This is a genomic window from Photobacterium sp. ABD4_091 (assembly GCF_056160145.1).
In genome coordinates, this window is the sequence record NZ_JBSWWQ010000003.1 from 585713 (window position 1) to 602711 (window position 16999).

A 16999-nucleotide genomic window follows, 5' to 3' on the forward strand; every position below is an offset into this window, starting at 1 on the left:
ATTTTTTATTGAGTTAAGAGGCGAGGTAGTGGCCTGTGCTTTTTGGTGGGATTTGAGTGATGGTGCTGATGGAAGGTAATAAAAAAGCGCTGTACATCAGCGCCTTATATTGCAATCGACAGTCAAGCGAAAGCCTAGTGTTACTTCGTGGTATCTCGCAGCTTGAGCTGGCTTGGTACATAGACTTGCAGCGGTAGCGTCCTGCCGTCGCGTATTTTCTCAACCAGCAAGTTAACGCCTTGAATGCCCATCATTTCTGAGTGAATACGAACCGTAGATAATGACGGGAAGGTAAACTTCGCGGTTGGGATATCGTTAACACTGATTAGGGCGATATCTTCAGGGATCTTCAGGCCATGTTCGTGGATCGCCCGTAATACACCAATGGCGATAGAGTCAGAAGCGACAAACAAGGCTGACGGGTAATCGCCGTTTGCCAGCATCTCTTTGGCGAGATCATAGCCGGAAGAGCTTGTGAACTCGCCGCGGTAGATATCATTGCTGGATACCACTCCTTTAAGCTGGCCGTATTCCGTAAAAGCTTCTTCACGTATATCAGCGACATCCGGTAAATCCTGGCCGCCAATAAAACCTATACGCTGGTAACCTTGTTTAATGAAAAAGTCGGTGATTTCCTTGCTGACCCTTGCCAAGTCAATATCGACAGAATCGTATGGCGAGTGGGTCTCACTGAAATCGACAAAGCAAATATTGTCTGAAAGGCTCTTTACTTTCTCAAGGACTTTCGAGCTATTGCGGCCGACCAGGATAATGCCGCTAACTTTACTGTTTTCATTGGCAATTTCGCCGTTGTAGCAGTTGGTTAGCTCAACGCCTAACTTGCTGCACTGGGTTTCGATACCATAGCGAATAGAGAGGTAATAGGGGTCGTTAACTTCAGCTTCTTGCTTGTAGTTGTAAACAGCCATGAAGTGCTGTTGTTGCTTTTTGCTGGTCGCTAAGGCCTTGGCGTTGCTGGTTTTGTATTCCAGCTTTTCAGCGATTTCGAGGATTCGATGCTTGGTTTCTTCTTTGACGCTTAGCGTCGGGTCATCGTTGAGAACCCGTGATACCGTCGCCAGAGATACGCCCGCTTCCGTCGCGATGTCTTTCAGTGTCGCCATTTACTTGTATCCATTGGCAAGGCTCACTCACCGTGAGCGGTCTATCAATTTTACTATTTTAAACATACTCCAAGGGGGAGTTCTACGTTTTACTAAAATCATTTCGAATAAACTTGTAGAGGTATACGGAGATGTTGATGTTGATATGTGCGCATCGTACATAAAAGGGTCAGAGGCGCTTGCCATCTTTCATTCTTCTGGTAAGTTAAAAGTGTTTTAGTAAAATTTACTTTAAAAGGAAATGCACAATGGAAACCATCGCTTATTCAGATTTCGCCAAGTTGGAGATCCGCACCGGTAAAATCATCGAGGTGGCCCGCCACCAAAATGCTGACAAGCTGTATATTGTCCAAATCGATGTAGGTGAGAGAACACTCCAGACAGTGACCAGTTTGGTGCCTTACTATACCGAGGAAGAATTGATGGGTAAGCAGGTGGTGGTATTGTGCAATCTGGCCAAAGCCAAGATGCGCGGTGAAACGTCTGAGTGTATGTTGCTTTGTGCTGAAACTGATGACGAGTCGGAAAGTGTATTGCTAACCCCTGAGCGTGCGATGCCTGCCGGGGTAAAAATCGTTTAAGCCTTTTTGCCTTAGGTTGTGGGCTGGGATTGTTGGCAGGGGCAGGGGTTGTTGATAGGGATTATTGATAGGGATTACTCTATTTTATGCGGACAAATGAACTTATTGCCAAGTGGCTGGATCAAGACGAAGGCCGGTATAGGGCGCTGCAATGTGCCCGCAAATTGAACCTACCACAATGCTACTTGGCGGCGGGGTTTGTCCGCAATCTCGTTTGGGATCACCTTCATGGCTGCAGCAAACCAACGCCGCTCAATGATGTGGATGTGGTGTACTTTGATCTCGATGAAGATGATCCCAACCAATATCAAGTTTACGAACGCCAGTTAGTGAAAATGATGCCAGAGTTCGATTGGCAGGTGAGAAACCAGGCTTTAATGCATCACCGCAATGGCGACAAGCCTTATTCGAGTACGCTAGATGCTATGAGCTATTGGCCTGAGAAAGAAACCGCAGTAGGTGTTCGGCTTAATAGGCAAGGGGAGTATGAATGTATTGCTGCCTTTGGTTTTGAGTCTTTGTTCGCGTTGCAACTTACCCCTAATCCTAAGCGGCTACTTTCACTGTTTAACGAGCGGGTCAAGGGAAAGAGTTGGCTACAGCATTGGCCAAAACTGCAAGTGAAATCGCAGACTTGTTGAGTCCACGGTAGTGGGGCCAAGCTTGAGGCAAAAAAATCCCCTCAGCTGACAGGGTCAGTGAGGGGCACCAAATCTAGAAACTAAATACATAAAAAGGAAACATGTCTAATGAACGTGAACGGCACGGATAATACGTGCTGCTCAAAAAGTGTTCAACGATCCTTTTTGTAAAAGCTGTAGAGCTGAAGTTAAAAGCCTTAAATTGCAGTGGTTTACTGGCTAAAAAAATAGCATTTTATTTTCATCATCCTGATTATTAATGCTTTTCTTTTTGTGGTTTTGGTCTTGTTGAGCCTTTTCAGGCAGTTAAAACAACCTTGCCGACAGCTTGTTTCGACTCCAAGCGCTGGTGGCCTTTAGCAACATCCCAAATACTGAATTGGCTATCGTCAATAAGGGGTTTAATCTGCCCCTCGTCTGCTAGCTTGGCGATATGGGTAAGGATTTCACCGTGTGCTTTGCGATTAATACCGTAAACCAATGGGATCGGCATCAGCACACTGTGGAAGCTCAGCCCTTTTAACGCAACTTGCAGCGGATCGCTGATTGGTAAAATCGTTGCGACTTTGCCGTTGTAGCGGGCAGCTTTAAAGCTGTTCTGGATATGATCACCGGCAATGGTGTCGAAGATGGCATCGAAGCCTAGCCCGTCGGTCAACTGCTGGATGTATTCTTCCACTGATTGCTGCTCGGCGTTGATCACGTGGTCAGCACCCAATGTGTTTGCCGTCTCGAGGTTTCTCTCAAGCGAAGTAGTAGCAACGGTTGCGCCCAGCACTTTTGCCAGCTGAACTGCAATATGACCAACACCGCCGCTTGCACCGTGGATCAAAACATTGTCACCTGGCTTGATATGCATTTTGCTAACCAGGGCTTCCCAGGCTGTGATGGAGACCAATGGCAGTGCAGCCGCTTCACGCATGGAAAGTGATTTAGGCTTGTGAGCCATCAAATCGGCATCAACCAGCATGTATTCGGCCAGTGCCCCATCAGTACCGGCAATACCGCCAGCACAACCGTAGACTTCATCGCCGATACTGAACTGTTCCACGCCTTCACCGACCTCGACGATTACCCCAGCAACATCACCATGCAAGATCTCTGGTAAGTTGGCTGACCATGGTGTTTCGGCAGAGCGCAGCATCGTATCAAGCGGATTGACACTGGTTGCCTTCACTTCAACTACCAAATGGCCTGCCTTGGCAGTCGGTTTCTCACGTACAACCTGCTGGAATACATTGGCGTCGCCCAGTGAATCAATAATCATCGCTTTCATTGTTTTACCCTCGTTTACTAAAGCGAGGCCATAATATTAATTGCTTCAACCGCAATCCATGCATCTCAAGGCAAGTGTATTTTGCCTTTTAAGCAAAAGTTGGTTTGGTAGAATACCACTCCGTATTGAGAGGTAAGTGATGATTAAGCGACTGCAATATTTTAATACTGTGGTAGAAACCGGCAGTATTTCTGAAACCAGCCGAGTGTTTGATGTTCAGCCATCCTCAGTATCCCGTCAGTTGGCAGCATTGGAAGAAGAGCTGGGTGTGAGGTTGATAAACCGAAATACCCGAACAGTATCGCTTACCGAAGCTGGGCAGACTTTCTACAGCTACTCCCAGCATATTGTATCCAGCCTTGATGAGGCGCGCAGAACGATTAACGATCTTCAGGATGTTCCTAAAGGCAGATTGGTGGTCAGTTCGACCGTAGGTTACGGTGAAGCGGTGATTCTGCCGCTGATTAACGAATTTCGTCAACGTTACCCTGAGGTTGATGTCAGCTTAGAGCTGAGTGAACGAGTCAAAGATCTGATTGAAGATAATATTGATGTAGCAATTCGAAGTGGTGAGTTGGCCGATTCTTCACTGGTGGCGAGAAAGCTTCAAGACAATGATTTTATTCTCTGTGCCAGCCAAGAGTATCTGGACAAGTCACTTGAGTTGAGTGCACCCTCATCATTAGCTGAGCATCAGTGCATCCGATATGGCTATGCGGGTTGGCAGCATTGGTACTTGATGGGGAAGTCACTCGAAAAATTAGCCATCGGCAATGGGCTGGAAGTGAATACCGTCAACGGACAAAAGCAGCTGCTGCTCAGCCACTGCGGTATTGCGCTTATTCCGTATTGGGCGGTTGCCAATGAACTCCAAGACGGACGGTTGCGACAGGTTTTGCCTGATTATCACTTTAGCCCGCAAGCGACACCCACAGCGACCTATGCGATATATTTGAAGCGTGAAATGGTTTCACCCAAGGTACGGGTGTTTATTGACTATCTCATTGAAAAAATACACTCGAATAAGTAATACATTTATGAGCGTGGCGTTGAATGTATACCATTGAATTAGCCACAACGGCAGACTCAGATTTGGTTGGCGCCATGATTTACCAAATGGAATGTGAGCTCTGGGGAGATGAAAGTGCCGGTCTCTGCCTTACAACATTCAAAGAGACCTGTGCGGCTTTGCTTGAAGATAATAGATACTGGGTTTTCAAGGCGGTGGATGAAAACAAGGGTGTCATTGGCGTGTTAACCATTGCCCAGACATCGGCCATTTTTGCCGGGGGCCACTTTGGCGAAATAATGGAGATCTATATTGTGCCTCATATGCGCAGCGGGGGAATCGGTGCCGCTTTAATTGGGCATGCAATAGCTTTTTCTAAAGCGAAGGGATGGAATGTGTTGGCGGTTGGAGCCCCGTCTCAACCGACTTGGGGCAAAACATTGGCTTTCTATAAGCGGTGCGGATTTACCGAAATAGGGCCAAAGCTAGAAATGTCATTGTAGAGCGATCCCTTTGGCTATACTCAGAGAGCACAATTGTTAAGGGTGACGATTCTATGGCTACAGATTTTGACTCCTTGCTTCCTAACCTCAGAGAGTTCTCGATACCGGATACGCCTTTCAAGGTTGTTGATCCCACGGCTCTGCCAGAAGGTACCCGGCAGGCATTTGATGAATTCTTGACGGGCTCGACCCTACCGCAGGCGTTTTGTGCCTACAGCCACGATTACTCGCAGTTTTGCAAAAAAGTCAGAAATGGCGAAATCAATATTGGGTGACCAGAAGGTGCCCTGAGCACAACGAACAAAGGCCGCAATTGCGGCCTTTTTAGTTTCTGGGTTAACGCTACTAATTAAAGTGAGAAGGTGACACCCGTTGTGCGGCCTGGCTCAACGATGATGTTGTTGCGAGAGTCGTAAATCTCAAAACCAGAACCATTGGTTTCCTCAACGTCATGTTGTGCGGTACAGGTGTAGCCAACCGCATACTCGCCGGCATAAATGTCACTAAAGCTAAATACTGCCTCCATACCTGATGGTTCGGTAATCAGAGGAACGGCAAGCGGTGCTGACTCTTTAGGGCGTTTTTCACCCTCGATGCCTTGTCGCAAGCTATGGAAGCCCAGCATCTGCTCTTGAGTGGTTGCGTTGCGGTATAGATAAACGGCATCCACAGCACCGGCATTGTTCTCATGACATACACTTTGGATTGTATCGATGTCAACGGTACCACGGATGTGGCCGAGTCGCGGCGCAATATCATCCACATGTACGATCTCGAAATCTTTGCTGCTCAAAAAGCGCCAGTCGTGGTTTTTATTGTATTGCAGGGTGTCTTCCAAGTTAAACCAGAAAGCGAGGTTGTTTTCTCCTGCTTCTACCGTAAAAGGTTGGCTGACCAAGCGGCCTGTAGGGCGGGCGTTTTGCGGTGGTTTGGCACCGGCACAGGAGCCTTGGCTTGGTGAGGTCAGGTACAGGTAGCTACCGTCGATGTCACGCACATAAGAGTCGTAGTCGGTGTCGACTTGTGTTCCTTTTTCATATTTACCATTGATGTACAGGCACATCTGGTAATCGCCTGGCGACATGGTTAAGTCTTCGAAAAGCGGGTAGGCGCTGTCACCGTTAGCGTTCATGACATCAATCATGCGAAGCTCATTGGCTTCTTGTTCGAAGGTGATGTGGTACGCCTCACATTCACCGGTTTGGTCGCAGGTGGCGTCGTTGCCATTGCCGCCCACTTTTTTCAGGTAGACATAATTGAAAGCGATAACCGCTTCGTCGACGTCACTCAGGCATTTGTCATGATTACACGTTGAATCACTGTAATCACTCGCTACCTCGAGGCTTTTGCTCGCACTCTCTGGGGAGTCAATTTGATTAATGACGCCGAAGTTAAGCTTTGCCTCGCTTGGTGTGTTGCTGTCACTGCTGTCTGAGCCACAGCCAACGAGTGCGGTGCTCAATATAATAGCTAGTGGTAAATTACTGCTTTTCATTGTAAACCCTGCCAAAAATTTTCGCTGACAATACAGAATCACACTGCATGTTTTGTCATTGGATTGTCAGACGTAGGCGGGGATGAGAGGTTGGTAACGCAGGGGCAATTTATGGCACACGTTATGCTGGTCTTTAATCGTGTATTCCAACATTCTCTGTTAAGGAGAAGCACCATGAAACTGTCCAGTATTGATATGCCAGCCGTACACGAGCTTCAAGCCCTTGGCTATACCAAGTCAGAGTGCCTGACGATTATTGAGCGTGAAATTTACCGCCTGAGCTCGACAGATCGTTCTTATATCGATGCGATGTGCGATAGCCAGCAGCTCAAAAAAGATGAGGCGTTAGACAAAGTGCGCAGCATGAAACGTACGCGCTTCTTCCAATATATCCAATGCTTTGTTTTTATATAAATGTTGCTTTTATTTTCTTCTAGCCCAGCAGTTCCTCCTAAATTGATTCCTATTTTGCAAAAACAGATCCCCACTCAAACAGATATCCATTCTAACTGATATAGGGTGGGTATCTGTGACTATACTCTCAACACGTTTGATGCGTGATTGAAGAGGTATTCCATGACTTTCCTGATCACTTGGCAGGTATATCAAGGCCGGTTACATCCTATTCTTGCCCACTTCGCCAAAATTACCGAAGAGCAAGATAAGGCTCTAATGGGGCCAGATATAAAGATGATAGGCCGTTGGCATGATCTGGTCAGCGGAACGGGAGTTTGTATTGTTGAGTCCGACAGTGCAGAGGCGGTTACTGCCTACGCATTGAAGTGGAACGGTGAGATGGATATTACGGTGCAACCCGTGGTTGATGATGCCATGGCCCGAGAAATGGGTGAAAGGCTTTCACCATAGCATTCAAGCCATAGCGAAAGCTTGAGATAAAAAGCGCCTTCCTCATTCCGCTTCAGGAGAAGTGGTGACTAGGTGGGAAGAGGAAGGCTGAAGGATTGCTCGAAATGCTGTTCTTCCTGTCGGGTACTCAACTGGCTCTGGTGCAGCATCAGGATGGATTGAATGATTTTGGTGCCCAGCCCCATGCTGCCATGCGGCGCTTGAGGGGCGATGTCATTTTCTAGAGAAATTCCCAGCCCAATAGGCTCAGGATTGATAGTGAGCCTTACCTTACTTGATACCGGAGCATGGCGGATGGCGTTATCGAACAAGTTGGTAAATAGCCGTTGTAATAATTGTTTGTCCCCAAAAACGGCATCCTGCTTGGGGATATTTAGCGTTAGTTCAACCTGCTTCTTGTTAGCTACCGGCTGCATAGTATCGATAACGTCTTGAAGAATATTGCTGAGTTTCAAGGCCTCAAATTTCGGCTCGGTCAGCACGGATTGCTTACGGGCGACATCAATTTGCTGCGCGAGCATTTCTGATAGCTTTTGCGCATTACGTTGGGCGGTATTTATCAGTGAGTCTGGTTTTTCGGCCTGTATTTGCCATGTTTCCAAATAACCCAACACGCTGGCGAGTGGCGTTTTGAGATCATGGCTCAGTTGTACCAGCAGTTCTCGGCGTTTTTGCTCTTGATGCTCGAGTTGAAGGAATTGCTGGGAGATCGTCCGTGCCATGAGATACATCTGCTTGGCGATAGGTTTGAGCTCGGCCACGTTGAGCATGGCTTCGGGTTTCAGGCGATATCCATTTTCGGCTTGCGTCTTTAAGTCTTGGGCAACGTTCTTTATCGGGGTGAGCAAAGCCGTTTTGGTGAGCTGATAAACACTGAGGCTGAATCCAAGTACCAGCAACAGTGCGGCTGCAGTCACCCAGGCAATGGGCGAATGAAGCAACGAATCGATGTCACTGAATTGGGCGGCCAAGGCGCGTTGCTCACTGCCTATCACCACATATAAATAGCCCAGGGTCGTGTTGCCTTCCATTATTGGCGCGACGGAAAATACTTTCTGGCGCGAGGCATTGCGCGGGTCATCACCCAGAATAGGGAATGGCTTGCCCGCAAGGAAAGCGTTGATTGGGGAAAGGCTGACCTGCTGGCTCAAAACCTTCCCCTCTGGCGCTGCGTGGCTTTTGATATTGCCGTCGTTATCGAGGAAATAAATCTCAAAATCAGGTCCGAGCAGCATTAGGGTGTGGAAGATAGATTTCAAGGCTTTGGGATTGTAGTCGCTGCCTTCCATTAGGGGACTGTCGTCTCGCATATGGGCGGCGAGCTCACGGTGTAGGTTTTGCTGGGTGCGTTGCTCGACATAAGTTTGCTGGACATTGAACAAACCGCCAATCACCAAAATAGACAGAAGAAACCAGCAACCGGTGAGAAGGACAAGCCGAGTTTTGTAATTCATTGCGCTCTCCTGATGTACTCTGGTACCGATATAGCCCTGGCAATCAGGCTTCGAATTTATAACCCACGCCCCAAACGGTGTGGATGTATTTGTGATCGTCGTTGCTGGCGTTGAGCTTGGTTCTTAAACGGTTGATAGTGCTAAACACCGTGTGGTGGTAGCCAGAAAATTGGGTTTGCCAGACTGCGTCAAGCAGTTCATCTTTGCTGTATACCCGGCCTGGTCGCTTAGCCAAGAAGTGCAGCAAGGTAAATTCGGTGGCGGTGAGCGAAATAGCGTTATGTTTTAATTCAACCCGATGGGTCACGGGGTTGATGGTTAAATCACCAAAACTTAACACATTGTCTTGGCTGTCTTCCGCAATATTTGGAGTAAGAACTGGGTCATTAACCGCCGCATTGCTGAAATGCTGGCGGCGCAGCATTGCCCTGACCCTTGCCTGAAATTCCAGCACGCTAAAAGGCTTGGTCAGATAGTCATCTGCGCCTGATTCCAAGCCTTCGACTTTATCTTTTTCCGCATCTTTGGCGGTAAGTACCAGTACGGGAAGCCATGGTTGGCTGCCCACCTGCTGCTGGCGGATCCCTTGGCATAGGCTCAAGCCATCGCCATCTTCCAGCCCTCGGTCAAGCACAAGCAGGTCAAAAGACTGTTTGGCCAACGCCTGCCTGGCCTGCTCTAGGCTAGTGACCCGAACCACATCATGCCCTTGAAAAGACAAATGCATATTGATCAGATCGGCAAGGTCGTTGTCATCTTCAACGATGAGGATCATAGCGGCTGGTACCTGTTTTTCAGCTAAGGTCATTGTCATACCCAATCATCTGAAGGAGCTGGCTCCCTCAGATGACCGGGCTTTGGCAAATATCTTTCACTCAATAATGAGAAGGGCAGGTTTACCTGCTGTTACTCGGTACGAGTGATGATCAACTGGGCGGCTGGATTCTGGAAACGATGGGTGGCATCGAGCACTGAGGTATCCAAACCGTCGTCTTTGCTGATCACGCCAGCATGGAAAGAGACTCGGTCGTTATCGTCCCGTGCGCTATTGAAGCCTTCTCCGCCAGCCGCTGGCCCAGGAATAGTCTCTGCGGCTTCATCATTGGCTTCGGTGCCTGAATCCCACGCTGGCATCGCGATGCGAACGCTTTCACCTACCGCCAAAGATGCCAAGTCCATGGCTGTTTCTGCGACAAAGGCATCATTGGTATTCACCAGCATGCTGGCAACTGAGAGGTATGGCGAAGCTGTGGTATCCATAGTCACAGTGACGGTGTCATTCCCTGATGGCGGGATCACACCACTACCAGCCATTTGTACCGATATACTATCAGCCTGTTCGCTCAGCAGCGCACTGTTGTCACCGCTTTCAGCCAGCATCTCCAACGCTTCCGATGCGGGCTCGCCAATAGTGAATAATTGATAGTCACTACTGTGGCCGATCACTGCTAGTGGCGACAGCGGTTGGTTGGCTGAGGTGTTTTTAACCTCGACATTGAATGTCGCGAATGTCTCTTCCGGTGGCGCTGGATCATCGTCGTCCGAATCAGTCGGGCAACCGACCAAAAACGCAACACTGGCCGCGAGCAAGAGTAAGCGATAATTCTTCATGCTGCCTCCTTACTTCACGGTGACGGTAACAACAGCAACCGGGTTGAGCCAGCGGTAGGCTGTGCTGCTGATATCACTGAGGCCACCGGCAGGGTCGTTATCCCCAAGGTTACCCGGGTGGATATGGACGGTGTCATTAGTGACGGTGGTTTCTACCCCGGTACCACCAGTGCCGAAGTTGATTAATGGTGGGGTTGGCATGCTGCCGACAAGTTCATCGTTGGCTTCGGTACCGGCATCATAACCATTGAGGCGAACGGTATAAGTCCCCGGCGTTGATGGAATAGGCCAGCTATCCAAGCCAACAAATGCGTCATTGGTTGGCAATAGCATTGCGGTAATGGTCAAGCTGTCGGCATCGCCGGTATCCATGCTGGTTGTGGCTGAATCGCCGGGGTTAAGGAATCCTTCAGCGGGGTTGGAAACCACCACGGCTCCGGCATTACTGGCAAGGGATGACAATGGGCCGATATCTCCGCCTTCGGCCATCAGCTCGATTTCCGAACCTGCAGCTTGGCCGCTGCGGAACAAGAAGATGTCACTGCTGTGTGCCGCGACCAATAAAGGGGTGAAGTAAATGTTTTTGGTCGCATTGGTAATAGTGACATCAATTTCTGCTGCTTGGGCTTGGTCTGCGCTCATGAAGACTGCTGCTAGAGAGAGGGCCGTAAGTGTCTTGTTCATTGTTCTTTCCCTGTGTTGGTGAGTTACCTTCACTATGGCGGGCAAATCTTGCAGGACTCTCCAAAAATTCTCACAAATTTCTCACAAAGGAAAAAAGCAGATCCTGGGAAGAGCGGATCCTAGTTCCTTATATGGACTCCCTTGAGAAATCAACAAAGGAACAAAATCAAAACAAGGTATAGATGCGCACTTATATACGGGCTTCTTTGGGGAGCTACCCCGCCCTAAAATGTAGTCGCACCAGTAAGCTAACCCTAGAAAGCGGTATCTAAGCACCTCAGGAACCATCTAGCTTTTACTGGTCGGTCTTACCTGTTTTACATCGCTCTTTGTTGATTATGACCAGTGTACTAAGCCAATCCAACAGGCTGGTACACTGAGCCATTTTTTAATATCGCATATGCTGTACGCACTGTCTTATTGGCGAGGGCTACAGCAGCTATCTTCTGTCCCCTTCTCATGACTAATGCTTGGAGCCATTGCTCTTTATGCGTTCTTGCTGGGCGTTTCATTATTTGAGTAATGACTGAAAGCGCTCCTTGAAAAAGTGTTGAACGAAGTCGCTTGTCTGCACTGTACTTTGAAATATTACCTATCCGTTCTTGGCCTCCAGAACTATGTTGCTTCGGGGTGAGACCTATCTTGGCAGAAGCCTGTCTGCCGTTTGCAAAGTTCTCTCCTCGTCCTAGTTTTACTGCCAAGCCTATCGCACTTATCGGTCCGACGCCTTCCAGCTTCATCAACTTCTGGCAAACATCGTTCGACTTTACCGCTGCTTCAAGCTGCTTTTCTAAGGATTCGGTATGCTCAATCTGGGCAAGGAGGTGATCCCATAACCGGTGTAACATTTCCCTAAAACTACCAGGTAACCGGTTATCCCTATCTTCGAGAATATAGGGTATTTTCTCTCTCAAGCTTTTGAGGCCTTTTGGAGCGACGATACCAAACTCGGCTAATAGCCCTCTAATTTGATTACTTTGTGCAATTTGATGGGACGTTGCTAATTGGCGGGCTCGCTCTAAGGATTGCAGTGCCTGTTCATCGGCCGATTGGACACGGACACTAGGGATATGCTCTTGAGCAGCAGCAACAGCTATTGCCAATGCATCATTCCTATCCGTTTTCTGCTTGATTTGGAAAGCCTTAACAGCTCGGGCATTGATGACTTTTACTTCATGCCCGAGCTCAGCAGCATACCTTGCCCAATAATGGGAACTACTGCAGGCTTCCATTGCGACTAAAGCCACTTTCTCGTTAGCAAGCAGCTCCTTGAGCTTTGCCCGGGTCATTTCCCGATTGAAGAATACTTTGCCTTGCGGGCTTCGCTTGCAAACTTGGAAAACATTCTTTGCTAAGTCGATGGCCAATGTATTAAGGTCGTTCATGTATGGACTCCTTTTGGCTAATCTTTCGTCGGATTAAGACCGTAACTCCTCAGGGAGAGGGAGTCCATACATCTGGGAAAAGAAGCTCCTTTCTCCCCTCCTGTCTCTAGGAACTAGGATCAGGAACAAGAATCTTGATGATTAATCTGCACTCCCTTAGATTACGTATTGAGATAAAAACGCTTTCTAGGAGATTGCCATGAACCGGGTACACCCCAAGTCGCTATATGGTAGCAAGTGGACCAAAGTGGAAGTCGAAGGGCGTGAGAAGCATTTTATGGTGATTGACGTCGAGTACGATGAAAACCAAAAGGTAGTTTTCTGCATGATCCAAGCAGTGATCAATCACCGGATGTATGAGCTCGATTGGCGCGAGCTCAAGGATAGCAGCCGCTGGCTGATGGGCTGGAAATAAGAGCTTGTAAAGAAGAGCTTGTAAATAATAGCTTGGAAATAATGGGGAGGAATTGACGGGCTGTAAGTAACCCACTCAAACGGCCTGAAGATTTCCTTATCGTCATCATGAAGAACCTGAATTGTCGCTAGGCGCTATCAACGTTATAACCCGCATCCTTTTCTTAATTTGTGAAAACGCGATGCAGAAGTTAATTGATGCGCTGTCGACCCAGGGTTACTTTGTGTGGGATGACTTTCTATCACCTGAGCAGGTAGATGGGCTGAAATCTTGCTTGCCAGAAAAGTGGACCAAGGCGCGAATCGGCCGCAACGATGAAGTGGCACGAGAGTCCTCTATTCGCAGCGACAAGATCCAATGGTTAGCCGCGGATCAAGGCATTGCAGTGCAAGATTTTCTTGAACGAATGGAAGTTATCCGCCGCGAAGTTAACCAATATTTCTTCCTCGGATTATTTGAGTATGAAGCCCATTTTGCCAAATACGAAAAAGGGGACTTCTACCAAAAACACCTCGACTGCTTCCGAGGCAATGAAAACCGTCGCTTGACCACCGTGTTTTACATGAACGACAGTTGGGAAGAGCAAGATGGCGGTGAGCTGGTGGTTTACGATTTGGAAGATAAGGAGCTGATGAAGCTTGCGCCCAAGTCAGGCCGATTGTTCGTATTTTTGTCTGAGCAGTTCCCCCATGAAGTACTGCCTACCCAAATGGAGCGCTTTAGTATTGCGGGCTGGTTCCGTACCAACGGCGTAAAGAACAACATGCTGGATATCGCCCAGTAATGAGCAAGCCGATGAGGTTGGTTGCATTATTCAGCTATATAAGCTTATGAAATATTGTAATTTTTTGTAATTTTACAACTTGTGTTCATGCTTTTTTGGTATTTTACTCACCGTACTATCCGGTTTCTTTGAACTGGATTTGAAAATGCTTATGTCTGAGGGTGAATAATGGGTAAATTATCTATTGGAAGGGACACAATCTCAGATATCAATGCCGTTGAGTATCAGTGGATTGCATCGCTGAGCCATGATGGTGTAGAGGTTGAGTCTATTCTCGCATTAATTCAGCGCTGCCTTGGTGGTGATGAAACTACCGCCGAGTACCTGCGAAGAATTGCATTAAAAATATGCCAACCTAAGGAGTTGCTCCTGTACCTCGATAGTTGATTATCGAAGTCTGGATTAACTTATTAGCCATACTCTGAAAGATTCAGAGTATGGCTATGCTTATTTCATAGCAGATTCAGCCCAAATGCGGCTTTCACTGAATCGAGAGTGTGCTGTGATGCCTCCCTCGCTTGTTCTGTCCCTTCTTTCAGTACCTCAATCAGATACCCTTTATCCGCAATTAAAGCCTGACGGCGAGCACGAATTGGCGCGATAAGCGTTTGCAGACAGTCGGTGAGGATTTGCTTGGTTTTGCCATCGCCCAAGCCACCACGCTGATAATGATCTTTTAATTGTGCGACATAGTCAGCGTCAGGGTGGAAAGCATCCAGGTAAGTGAATACCACATTGCCTTCGATTTGCCCCGGTTGGTCGACAGTGAGGTGGTTCGGGTCGGTATACATGGCTTTCACTGCTTGGCTGATGGCTTTATCTGATGCGTCCAGCGAGATCACATTGCCCATAGACTTAGACATTTTGCTTTTGCCGTCGGCACTAGGCAGCCGGCTGATATTGCTCAGTAATGGCTGGCATTCTCTTAGGACTTCGCGGCTAGCTAGGGTGTTTACCTTCCTGACGATCTCATTGGTTTGTTCCAGCATCGGTAGCTGGTCATCACCCACAGGGACTAACTGGGCTTGAAAAGCTGTTATATCCGCGGCCTGACTGATCGGGTAGGTAAGAAAACCCGCCGGAATAGCACGGCCAAAATTCTTTCCTTTAATTTCACTTTTTACCGTCGGGTTGCGCTCGAGTCGGGCGATAGAAACCAGATTGGCGTAATACATGGTCAGCTCGGCAAGGGCTGGAATGCCAGACTGTAAGCAAATAGTGGTTTTGTCCGGGTCAATACCGACGGCAAGATAGTCAGCCACCACATTGAGGATATTTTCGGCAACTTTGCTGGGAGTATTGCCATTGTCAGTAAGCCCCTGCATATCGGCTACAAGTATGGTTTGCTGGTTGTGGTGCTGAAGCTCAACCCGTTGCTTTAGCGAACCGACATAATGGCCGAGATGAAGTTGCCCTGTGGCACGATCGCCTGTCAGGATCTTTTGGCTTGTGATGGCTTTGCTGCCAATTGTTGCCGTTGTGGCTTTAGCCGCTGTTGTAGTTAGGGCGTTTGGGGTATCTAGCATTGGTTATCTCCGGTAAATGGCTAGTTGATAGATAAACGCCAGAGACAAGTGGGATAATTTGTTCGTAGCCTGCCATCCGGCGGCTTTGAACAAATATGATTATTCAGCACCGCTCTAAAGAAGAGAGTGCCACCAAGAAAGGGTAATAGAAGGCTTGGAAATCATCATTTTCATCACTGTAACCTATCATTGATTTTCGAGGGCCGTCAACACACCCTGCTTGCCGAACAATGAGGCATATAAAAGAGGCGTATAGAAATAAAACTCATCATACCAGTGTGATATGGATCGTAGGCAAACAGCATATTTGTGCATAGAATGGAGTGTGTTATCGCTGAATATATTAGGTGTAACAAATGGTTAAGTTATCAATAGGGCGAGATACCATCTTAGATTTAGACTCCGTCGAATACCAGTGGATAGAGTCGCTGTGTCATGATGGTGTTGAATTGCATGATGTGAACGCCTCAATTCAACGCTGCTTGGGTGGCGATGAGGTAAGTGCTGATATTTTGCGCCGTATTGCTTTACGTCAATGCTCACCTACCGAGCTTCTGCGTTATTTGGATCAATCAGTGGCGCAAGAATCGTTATAATCTTATTGATACAAACTCGATGCGGCAGAAAATAGCCACACCGAGTTCTATTTAATTCAACATTCTACTGTTTAATTTTCTTTGTTTGCCTGTTCAATCAGCCTTGTTCGTTCGTTGGTGCCTCGGTTGCGGATTTCATGCATGACAAAAATAAGTGCATCACGCGTCCAGGGTTGGCCTGATTGCTCATCATAATCGTGGGGCAGTTCGATGCCTTCAGGGGCATAAGCTTCAATACCTGCATTTTGGGTTGTGTTGATGGTACGCATGCTGTGTTCATAGAAGCCGACCACAACAGCTTTACCGAGTTTTTCGGTTCCCCCTGCCAGTTTCACTATCTCTTCAGCAACGCCAATGGTGCTTAAGTAAATGATGGTGCCATCAGCACCAACTTTTGGGTAAATCGCGGTGAGATCTTTGGCTTCAACGCGATCACCTATCTCTTGGGCAATTTCCCATTGTGCATAGACGGGTTTACCGGTTTTTTCGTAGATCTCCACGACGGTATCAGCCAAGGCTTTGTTCATCGGCCCCGGTGATTGGTTGCCGTTCTCGGCTATCCGGTTACCGAAGGCATAGGCGATAATGCTATCGGCTTGATCAAGCGGAAGCGGTTCGCCCTGCCAGGTGAGCAAGTTGTTCATGATGAACTCAGCAGTGTGTGCCGCCACTTTCTCGTCTTTTAATTGTTCGGTTAGTTTGGCTTCCATCGCGGCTTGCAAATCAGCATCAGAGAGCTGTGCCGCAATGACAGAGGGGGAGGCTAAAGCAATGGCTGAAATAATGACTACAGCCGATTTGGCGATCAGGTTCATATTCATTCCTTCCATTTTGTAGTGAAAACTCCACGTTAAAGGCTAGCAGGAAATGAAAAATAGCATTGAAAATTGGCGGCTAGTGCTGGTTTTTTTTGGGGAGGGGAAGAGGATCAAGCAGCAATAGCTGTAAAATTGTGCGACAGATCTGAGAATTGATATTCTACTGCAAGCAAATATTTTCTTTTGATTGTGTTAACTATACTCAAAAGTATGGTTTTTAAGTATCTGAA

The 16999-nt window shown here is 47.8% G+C and carries 21 protein-coding genes; 11 read left to right on the top strand and 10 right to left on the bottom strand.

Annotated features, from left to right (window positions below; genetic code table 11):
• Positions 1-140 precede the first annotated feature (140 nt).
• The gene (gene ebgR, locus ACXAGQ_RS24085; RefSeq protein ID WP_475257351.1) at positions 141-1124 is read right to left on the bottom strand and encodes a transcriptional regulator EbgR; all 984 of its coding nucleotides are present in this window, start codon (positions 1122-1124) and stop codon (positions 141-143) included.
• Between the two features lie 248 nt (positions 1125-1372).
• Here ebgR and ACXAGQ_RS24090 point away from each other — a divergent pair, with 248 nt between their 5' ends.
• Both ACXAGQ_RS24090 and ACXAGQ_RS24095 read left to right on the top strand, forming a co-directional pair.
• Positions 1373-1705 carry a tRNA-binding protein gene (locus tag ACXAGQ_RS24090; RefSeq protein WP_044620558.1) on the top strand — a complete coding sequence of 111 codons (333 nt, stop codon included), beginning with the start codon at positions 1373-1375 and terminating at the stop codon, positions 1703-1705.
• Positions 1706-1791: 86 nt separating this feature from the next.
• Positions 1792-2346 carry a nucleotidyltransferase family protein gene (locus tag ACXAGQ_RS24095; protein ID WP_475257352.1) on the top strand — a complete coding sequence of 185 codons (555 nt, stop codon included), beginning with the start codon at positions 1792-1794 and terminating at the stop codon, positions 2344-2346.
• Between the two features lie 298 nt (positions 2347-2644).
• Here ACXAGQ_RS24095 and ACXAGQ_RS24100 read toward each other — a convergent pair whose 3' ends face one another.
• Positions 2645-3622 (bottom strand): zinc-dependent alcohol dehydrogenase family protein, encoded by a 978-nt coding sequence (locus ACXAGQ_RS24100; protein ID WP_475257353.1) that lies wholly within the window; start codon positions 3620-3622, stop codon positions 2645-2647.
• 139 nt (positions 3623-3761) lie between these two features.
• Here ACXAGQ_RS24100 and ACXAGQ_RS24105 point away from each other — a divergent pair, with 139 nt between their 5' ends.
• The 3 genes from ACXAGQ_RS24105 to ACXAGQ_RS24115 all read left to right on the top strand — a co-directional run bounded on the left by ACXAGQ_RS24105 (position 3762) and on the right by ACXAGQ_RS24115 (position 5409).
• Positions 3762-4652: a LysR family transcriptional regulator gene (locus ACXAGQ_RS24105; RefSeq protein ID WP_475257354.1), complete on the top strand. Its 891-nt coding sequence runs from the start codon at positions 3762-3764 to the stop codon at positions 4650-4652.
• Positions 4653-4726: 74 nt separating this feature from the next.
• Entirely contained in the window at positions 4727-5134 is a 408-nt protein-coding gene (locus ACXAGQ_RS24110) for a GNAT family N-acetyltransferase (protein ID WP_475257356.1), read from the top strand.
• 53 nt (positions 5135-5187) lie between these two features.
• Positions 5188-5409 (top strand): hypothetical protein, encoded by a 222-nt coding sequence (locus ACXAGQ_RS24115; RefSeq protein WP_475257357.1) that lies wholly within the window; start codon positions 5188-5190, stop codon positions 5407-5409.
• Positions 5410-5483: 74 nt separating this feature from the next.
• Here ACXAGQ_RS24115 and ACXAGQ_RS24120 read toward each other — a convergent pair whose 3' ends face one another.
• On the bottom strand, positions 5484-6629 hold the full coding sequence (locus ACXAGQ_RS24120) for a hypothetical protein (RefSeq protein ID WP_475257359.1): 1146 nt from the start codon (positions 6627-6629) through the stop codon (positions 5484-5486).
• 174 nt (positions 6630-6803) lie between these two features.
• On the opposite strand from ACXAGQ_RS24120, the gene ACXAGQ_RS24125 reads away from it, so the two are divergent.
• Positions 6804-7043, top strand: coding sequence for a hypothetical protein (locus ACXAGQ_RS24125; RefSeq protein ID WP_475243990.1), 240 nt, complete (start codon positions 6804-6806; stop codon positions 7041-7043).
• Between the two features lie 162 nt (positions 7044-7205).
• Positions 7206-7496 (top strand): DUF3303 domain-containing protein, encoded by a 291-nt coding sequence (locus ACXAGQ_RS24130; protein WP_475243988.1) that lies wholly within the window; start codon positions 7206-7208, stop codon positions 7494-7496.
• Positions 7497-7564: 68 nt separating this feature from the next.
• On the opposite strand, the gene ACXAGQ_RS24135 is transcribed toward ACXAGQ_RS24130, so the two are convergent.
• From ACXAGQ_RS24135 to ACXAGQ_RS24155, 5 genes are all read right to left on the bottom strand, one after another.
• Complete coding sequence (locus tag ACXAGQ_RS24135; protein ID WP_475257360.1) at positions 7565-8950, bottom strand: sensor histidine kinase; 1386 nt, start codon at positions 8948-8950, stop codon at positions 7565-7567.
• A gap of 43 nt (positions 8951-8993) precedes the next feature.
• Complete coding sequence (locus ACXAGQ_RS24140; protein WP_475257361.1) at positions 8994-9764, bottom strand: response regulator transcription factor; 771 nt, start codon at positions 9762-9764, stop codon at positions 8994-8996.
• 92 nt (positions 9765-9856) lie between these two features.
• The gene (locus ACXAGQ_RS24145) at positions 9857-10561 is read right to left on the bottom strand and encodes a spondin domain-containing protein (RefSeq protein WP_475257362.1); all 705 of its coding nucleotides are present in this window, start codon (positions 10559-10561) and stop codon (positions 9857-9859) included.
• 9 nt (positions 10562-10570) lie between these two features.
• Positions 10571-11245, bottom strand: a complete 675-nt coding sequence (locus ACXAGQ_RS24150; protein WP_475257363.1) for a spondin domain-containing protein — start codon at positions 11243-11245, stop codon at positions 10571-10573.
• A gap of 350 nt (positions 11246-11595) precedes the next feature.
• Positions 11596-12630, bottom strand: a complete 1035-nt coding sequence (locus ACXAGQ_RS24155) for an IS110 family RNA-guided transposase (protein WP_475257364.1) — start codon at positions 12628-12630, stop codon at positions 11596-11598.
• 199 nt (positions 12631-12829) lie between these two features.
• On the opposite strand from ACXAGQ_RS24155, the gene ACXAGQ_RS24160 reads away from it, so the two are divergent.
• The 3 genes from ACXAGQ_RS24160 (at position 12830) to ACXAGQ_RS24170 (ending at position 14216) form a co-directional block, all read left to right on the top strand.
• Positions 12830-13045, top strand: coding sequence for a TIGR02450 family Trp-rich protein (locus ACXAGQ_RS24160; RefSeq protein ID WP_475257366.1), 216 nt, complete (start codon positions 12830-12832; stop codon positions 13043-13045).
• Between the two features lie 181 nt (positions 13046-13226).
• Positions 13227-13829, top strand: a complete 603-nt coding sequence (locus ACXAGQ_RS24165; RefSeq protein ID WP_475257367.1) for a 2OG-Fe(II) oxygenase — start codon at positions 13227-13229, stop codon at positions 13827-13829.
• A 168-nt stretch (positions 13830-13997) separates the two neighbouring features.
• Positions 13998-14216 (top strand): hypothetical protein, encoded by a 219-nt coding sequence (locus tag ACXAGQ_RS24170; RefSeq protein WP_475257369.1) that lies wholly within the window; start codon positions 13998-14000, stop codon positions 14214-14216.
• A 65-nt stretch (positions 14217-14281) separates the two neighbouring features.
• Here the strand turns inward: ACXAGQ_RS24170 and trpS are convergent, their stop codons facing one another.
• Positions 14282-15355, bottom strand: a complete 1074-nt coding sequence (gene trpS / locus ACXAGQ_RS24175) for a tryptophan--tRNA ligase (protein ID WP_475257370.1) — start codon at positions 15353-15355, stop codon at positions 14282-14284.
• Positions 15356-15711: 356 nt separating this feature from the next.
• On the opposite strand from trpS, the gene ACXAGQ_RS24180 reads away from it, so the two are divergent.
• Positions 15712-15951 (top strand): hypothetical protein, encoded by a 240-nt coding sequence (locus tag ACXAGQ_RS24180; protein WP_475257372.1) that lies wholly within the window; start codon positions 15712-15714, stop codon positions 15949-15951.
• A 71-nt stretch (positions 15952-16022) separates the two neighbouring features.
• Here the strand turns inward: ACXAGQ_RS24180 and ACXAGQ_RS24185 are convergent, their stop codons facing one another.
• Positions 16023-16766: a hypothetical protein gene (locus tag ACXAGQ_RS24185; protein WP_475257373.1), complete on the bottom strand. Its 744-nt coding sequence runs from the start codon at positions 16764-16766 to the stop codon at positions 16023-16025.
• Between the last annotated feature and the right edge of the window lie 233 nt (positions 16767-16999).

Coding starts and splice junctions, on each gene's coding strand:
- ACXAGQ_RS24150 (WP_475257363.1), bottom strand. CDS start 11,245: ATGAACAAGACACTTACGGCCCTCTCTCTAGCAGCAGTCTTCATGAGC.
- ACXAGQ_RS24140 (WP_475257361.1), bottom strand. CDS start 9,764: ATGACAATGACCTTAGCTGAAAAACAGGTACCAGCCGCTATGATCCTC.
- ACXAGQ_RS24180 (WP_475257372.1), top strand. CDS start 15,712: ATGGTTAAGTTATCAATAGGGCGAGATACCATCTTAGATTTAGACTCC.
- ACXAGQ_RS24165 (WP_475257367.1), top strand. CDS start 13,227: ATGCAGAAGTTAATTGATGCGCTGTCGACCCAGGGTTACTTTGTGTGG.
- ACXAGQ_RS24115 (WP_475257357.1), top strand. CDS start 5,188: ATGGCTACAGATTTTGACTCCTTGCTTCCTAACCTCAGAGAGTTCTCG.
- ACXAGQ_RS24095 (WP_475257352.1), top strand. CDS start 1,792: ATGCGGACAAATGAACTTATTGCCAAGTGGCTGGATCAAGACGAAGGC.
- ACXAGQ_RS24105 (WP_475257354.1), top strand. CDS start 3,762: ATGATTAAGCGACTGCAATATTTTAATACTGTGGTAGAAACCGGCAGT.
- ACXAGQ_RS24135 (WP_475257360.1), bottom strand. CDS start 8,950: ATGAATTACAAAACTCGGCTTGTCCTTCTCACCGGTTGCTGGTTTCTT.
- ACXAGQ_RS24100 (WP_475257353.1), bottom strand. CDS start 3,622: ATGAAAGCGATGATTATTGATTCACTGGGCGACGCCAATGTATTCCAG.
- ACXAGQ_RS24090 (WP_044620558.1), top strand. CDS start 1,373: ATGGAAACCATCGCTTATTCAGATTTCGCCAAGTTGGAGATCCGCACC.
- ACXAGQ_RS24185 (WP_475257373.1), bottom strand. CDS start 16,766: ATGAACCTGATCGCCAAATCGGCTGTAGTCATTATTTCAGCCATTGCT.
- ACXAGQ_RS24120 (WP_475257359.1), bottom strand. CDS start 6,629: ATGAAAAGCAGTAATTTACCACTAGCTATTATATTGAGCACCGCACTC.
- ACXAGQ_RS24170 (WP_475257369.1), top strand. CDS start 13,998: ATGGGTAAATTATCTATTGGAAGGGACACAATCTCAGATATCAATGCC.
- ACXAGQ_RS24155 (WP_475257364.1), bottom strand. CDS start 12,630: ATGAACGACCTTAATACATTGGCCATCGACTTAGCAAAGAATGTTTTC.
- ACXAGQ_RS24145 (WP_475257362.1), bottom strand. CDS start 10,561: ATGAAGAATTATCGCTTACTCTTGCTCGCGGCCAGTGTTGCGTTTTTG.
- ebgR (WP_475257351.1), bottom strand. CDS start 1,124: ATGGCGACACTGAAAGACATCGCGACGGAAGCGGGCGTATCTCTGGCG.
- ACXAGQ_RS24130 (WP_475243988.1), top strand. CDS start 7,206: ATGACTTTCCTGATCACTTGGCAGGTATATCAAGGCCGGTTACATCCT.
- ACXAGQ_RS24160 (WP_475257366.1), top strand. CDS start 12,830: ATGAACCGGGTACACCCCAAGTCGCTATATGGTAGCAAGTGGACCAAA.
- ACXAGQ_RS24110 (WP_475257356.1), top strand. CDS start 4,727: ATGATTTACCAAATGGAATGTGAGCTCTGGGGAGATGAAAGTGCCGGT.
- ACXAGQ_RS24125 (WP_475243990.1), top strand. CDS start 6,804: ATGAAACTGTCCAGTATTGATATGCCAGCCGTACACGAGCTTCAAGCC.
- trpS (WP_475257370.1), bottom strand. CDS start 15,355: ATGCTAGATACCCCAAACGCCCTAACTACAACAGCGGCTAAAGCCACA.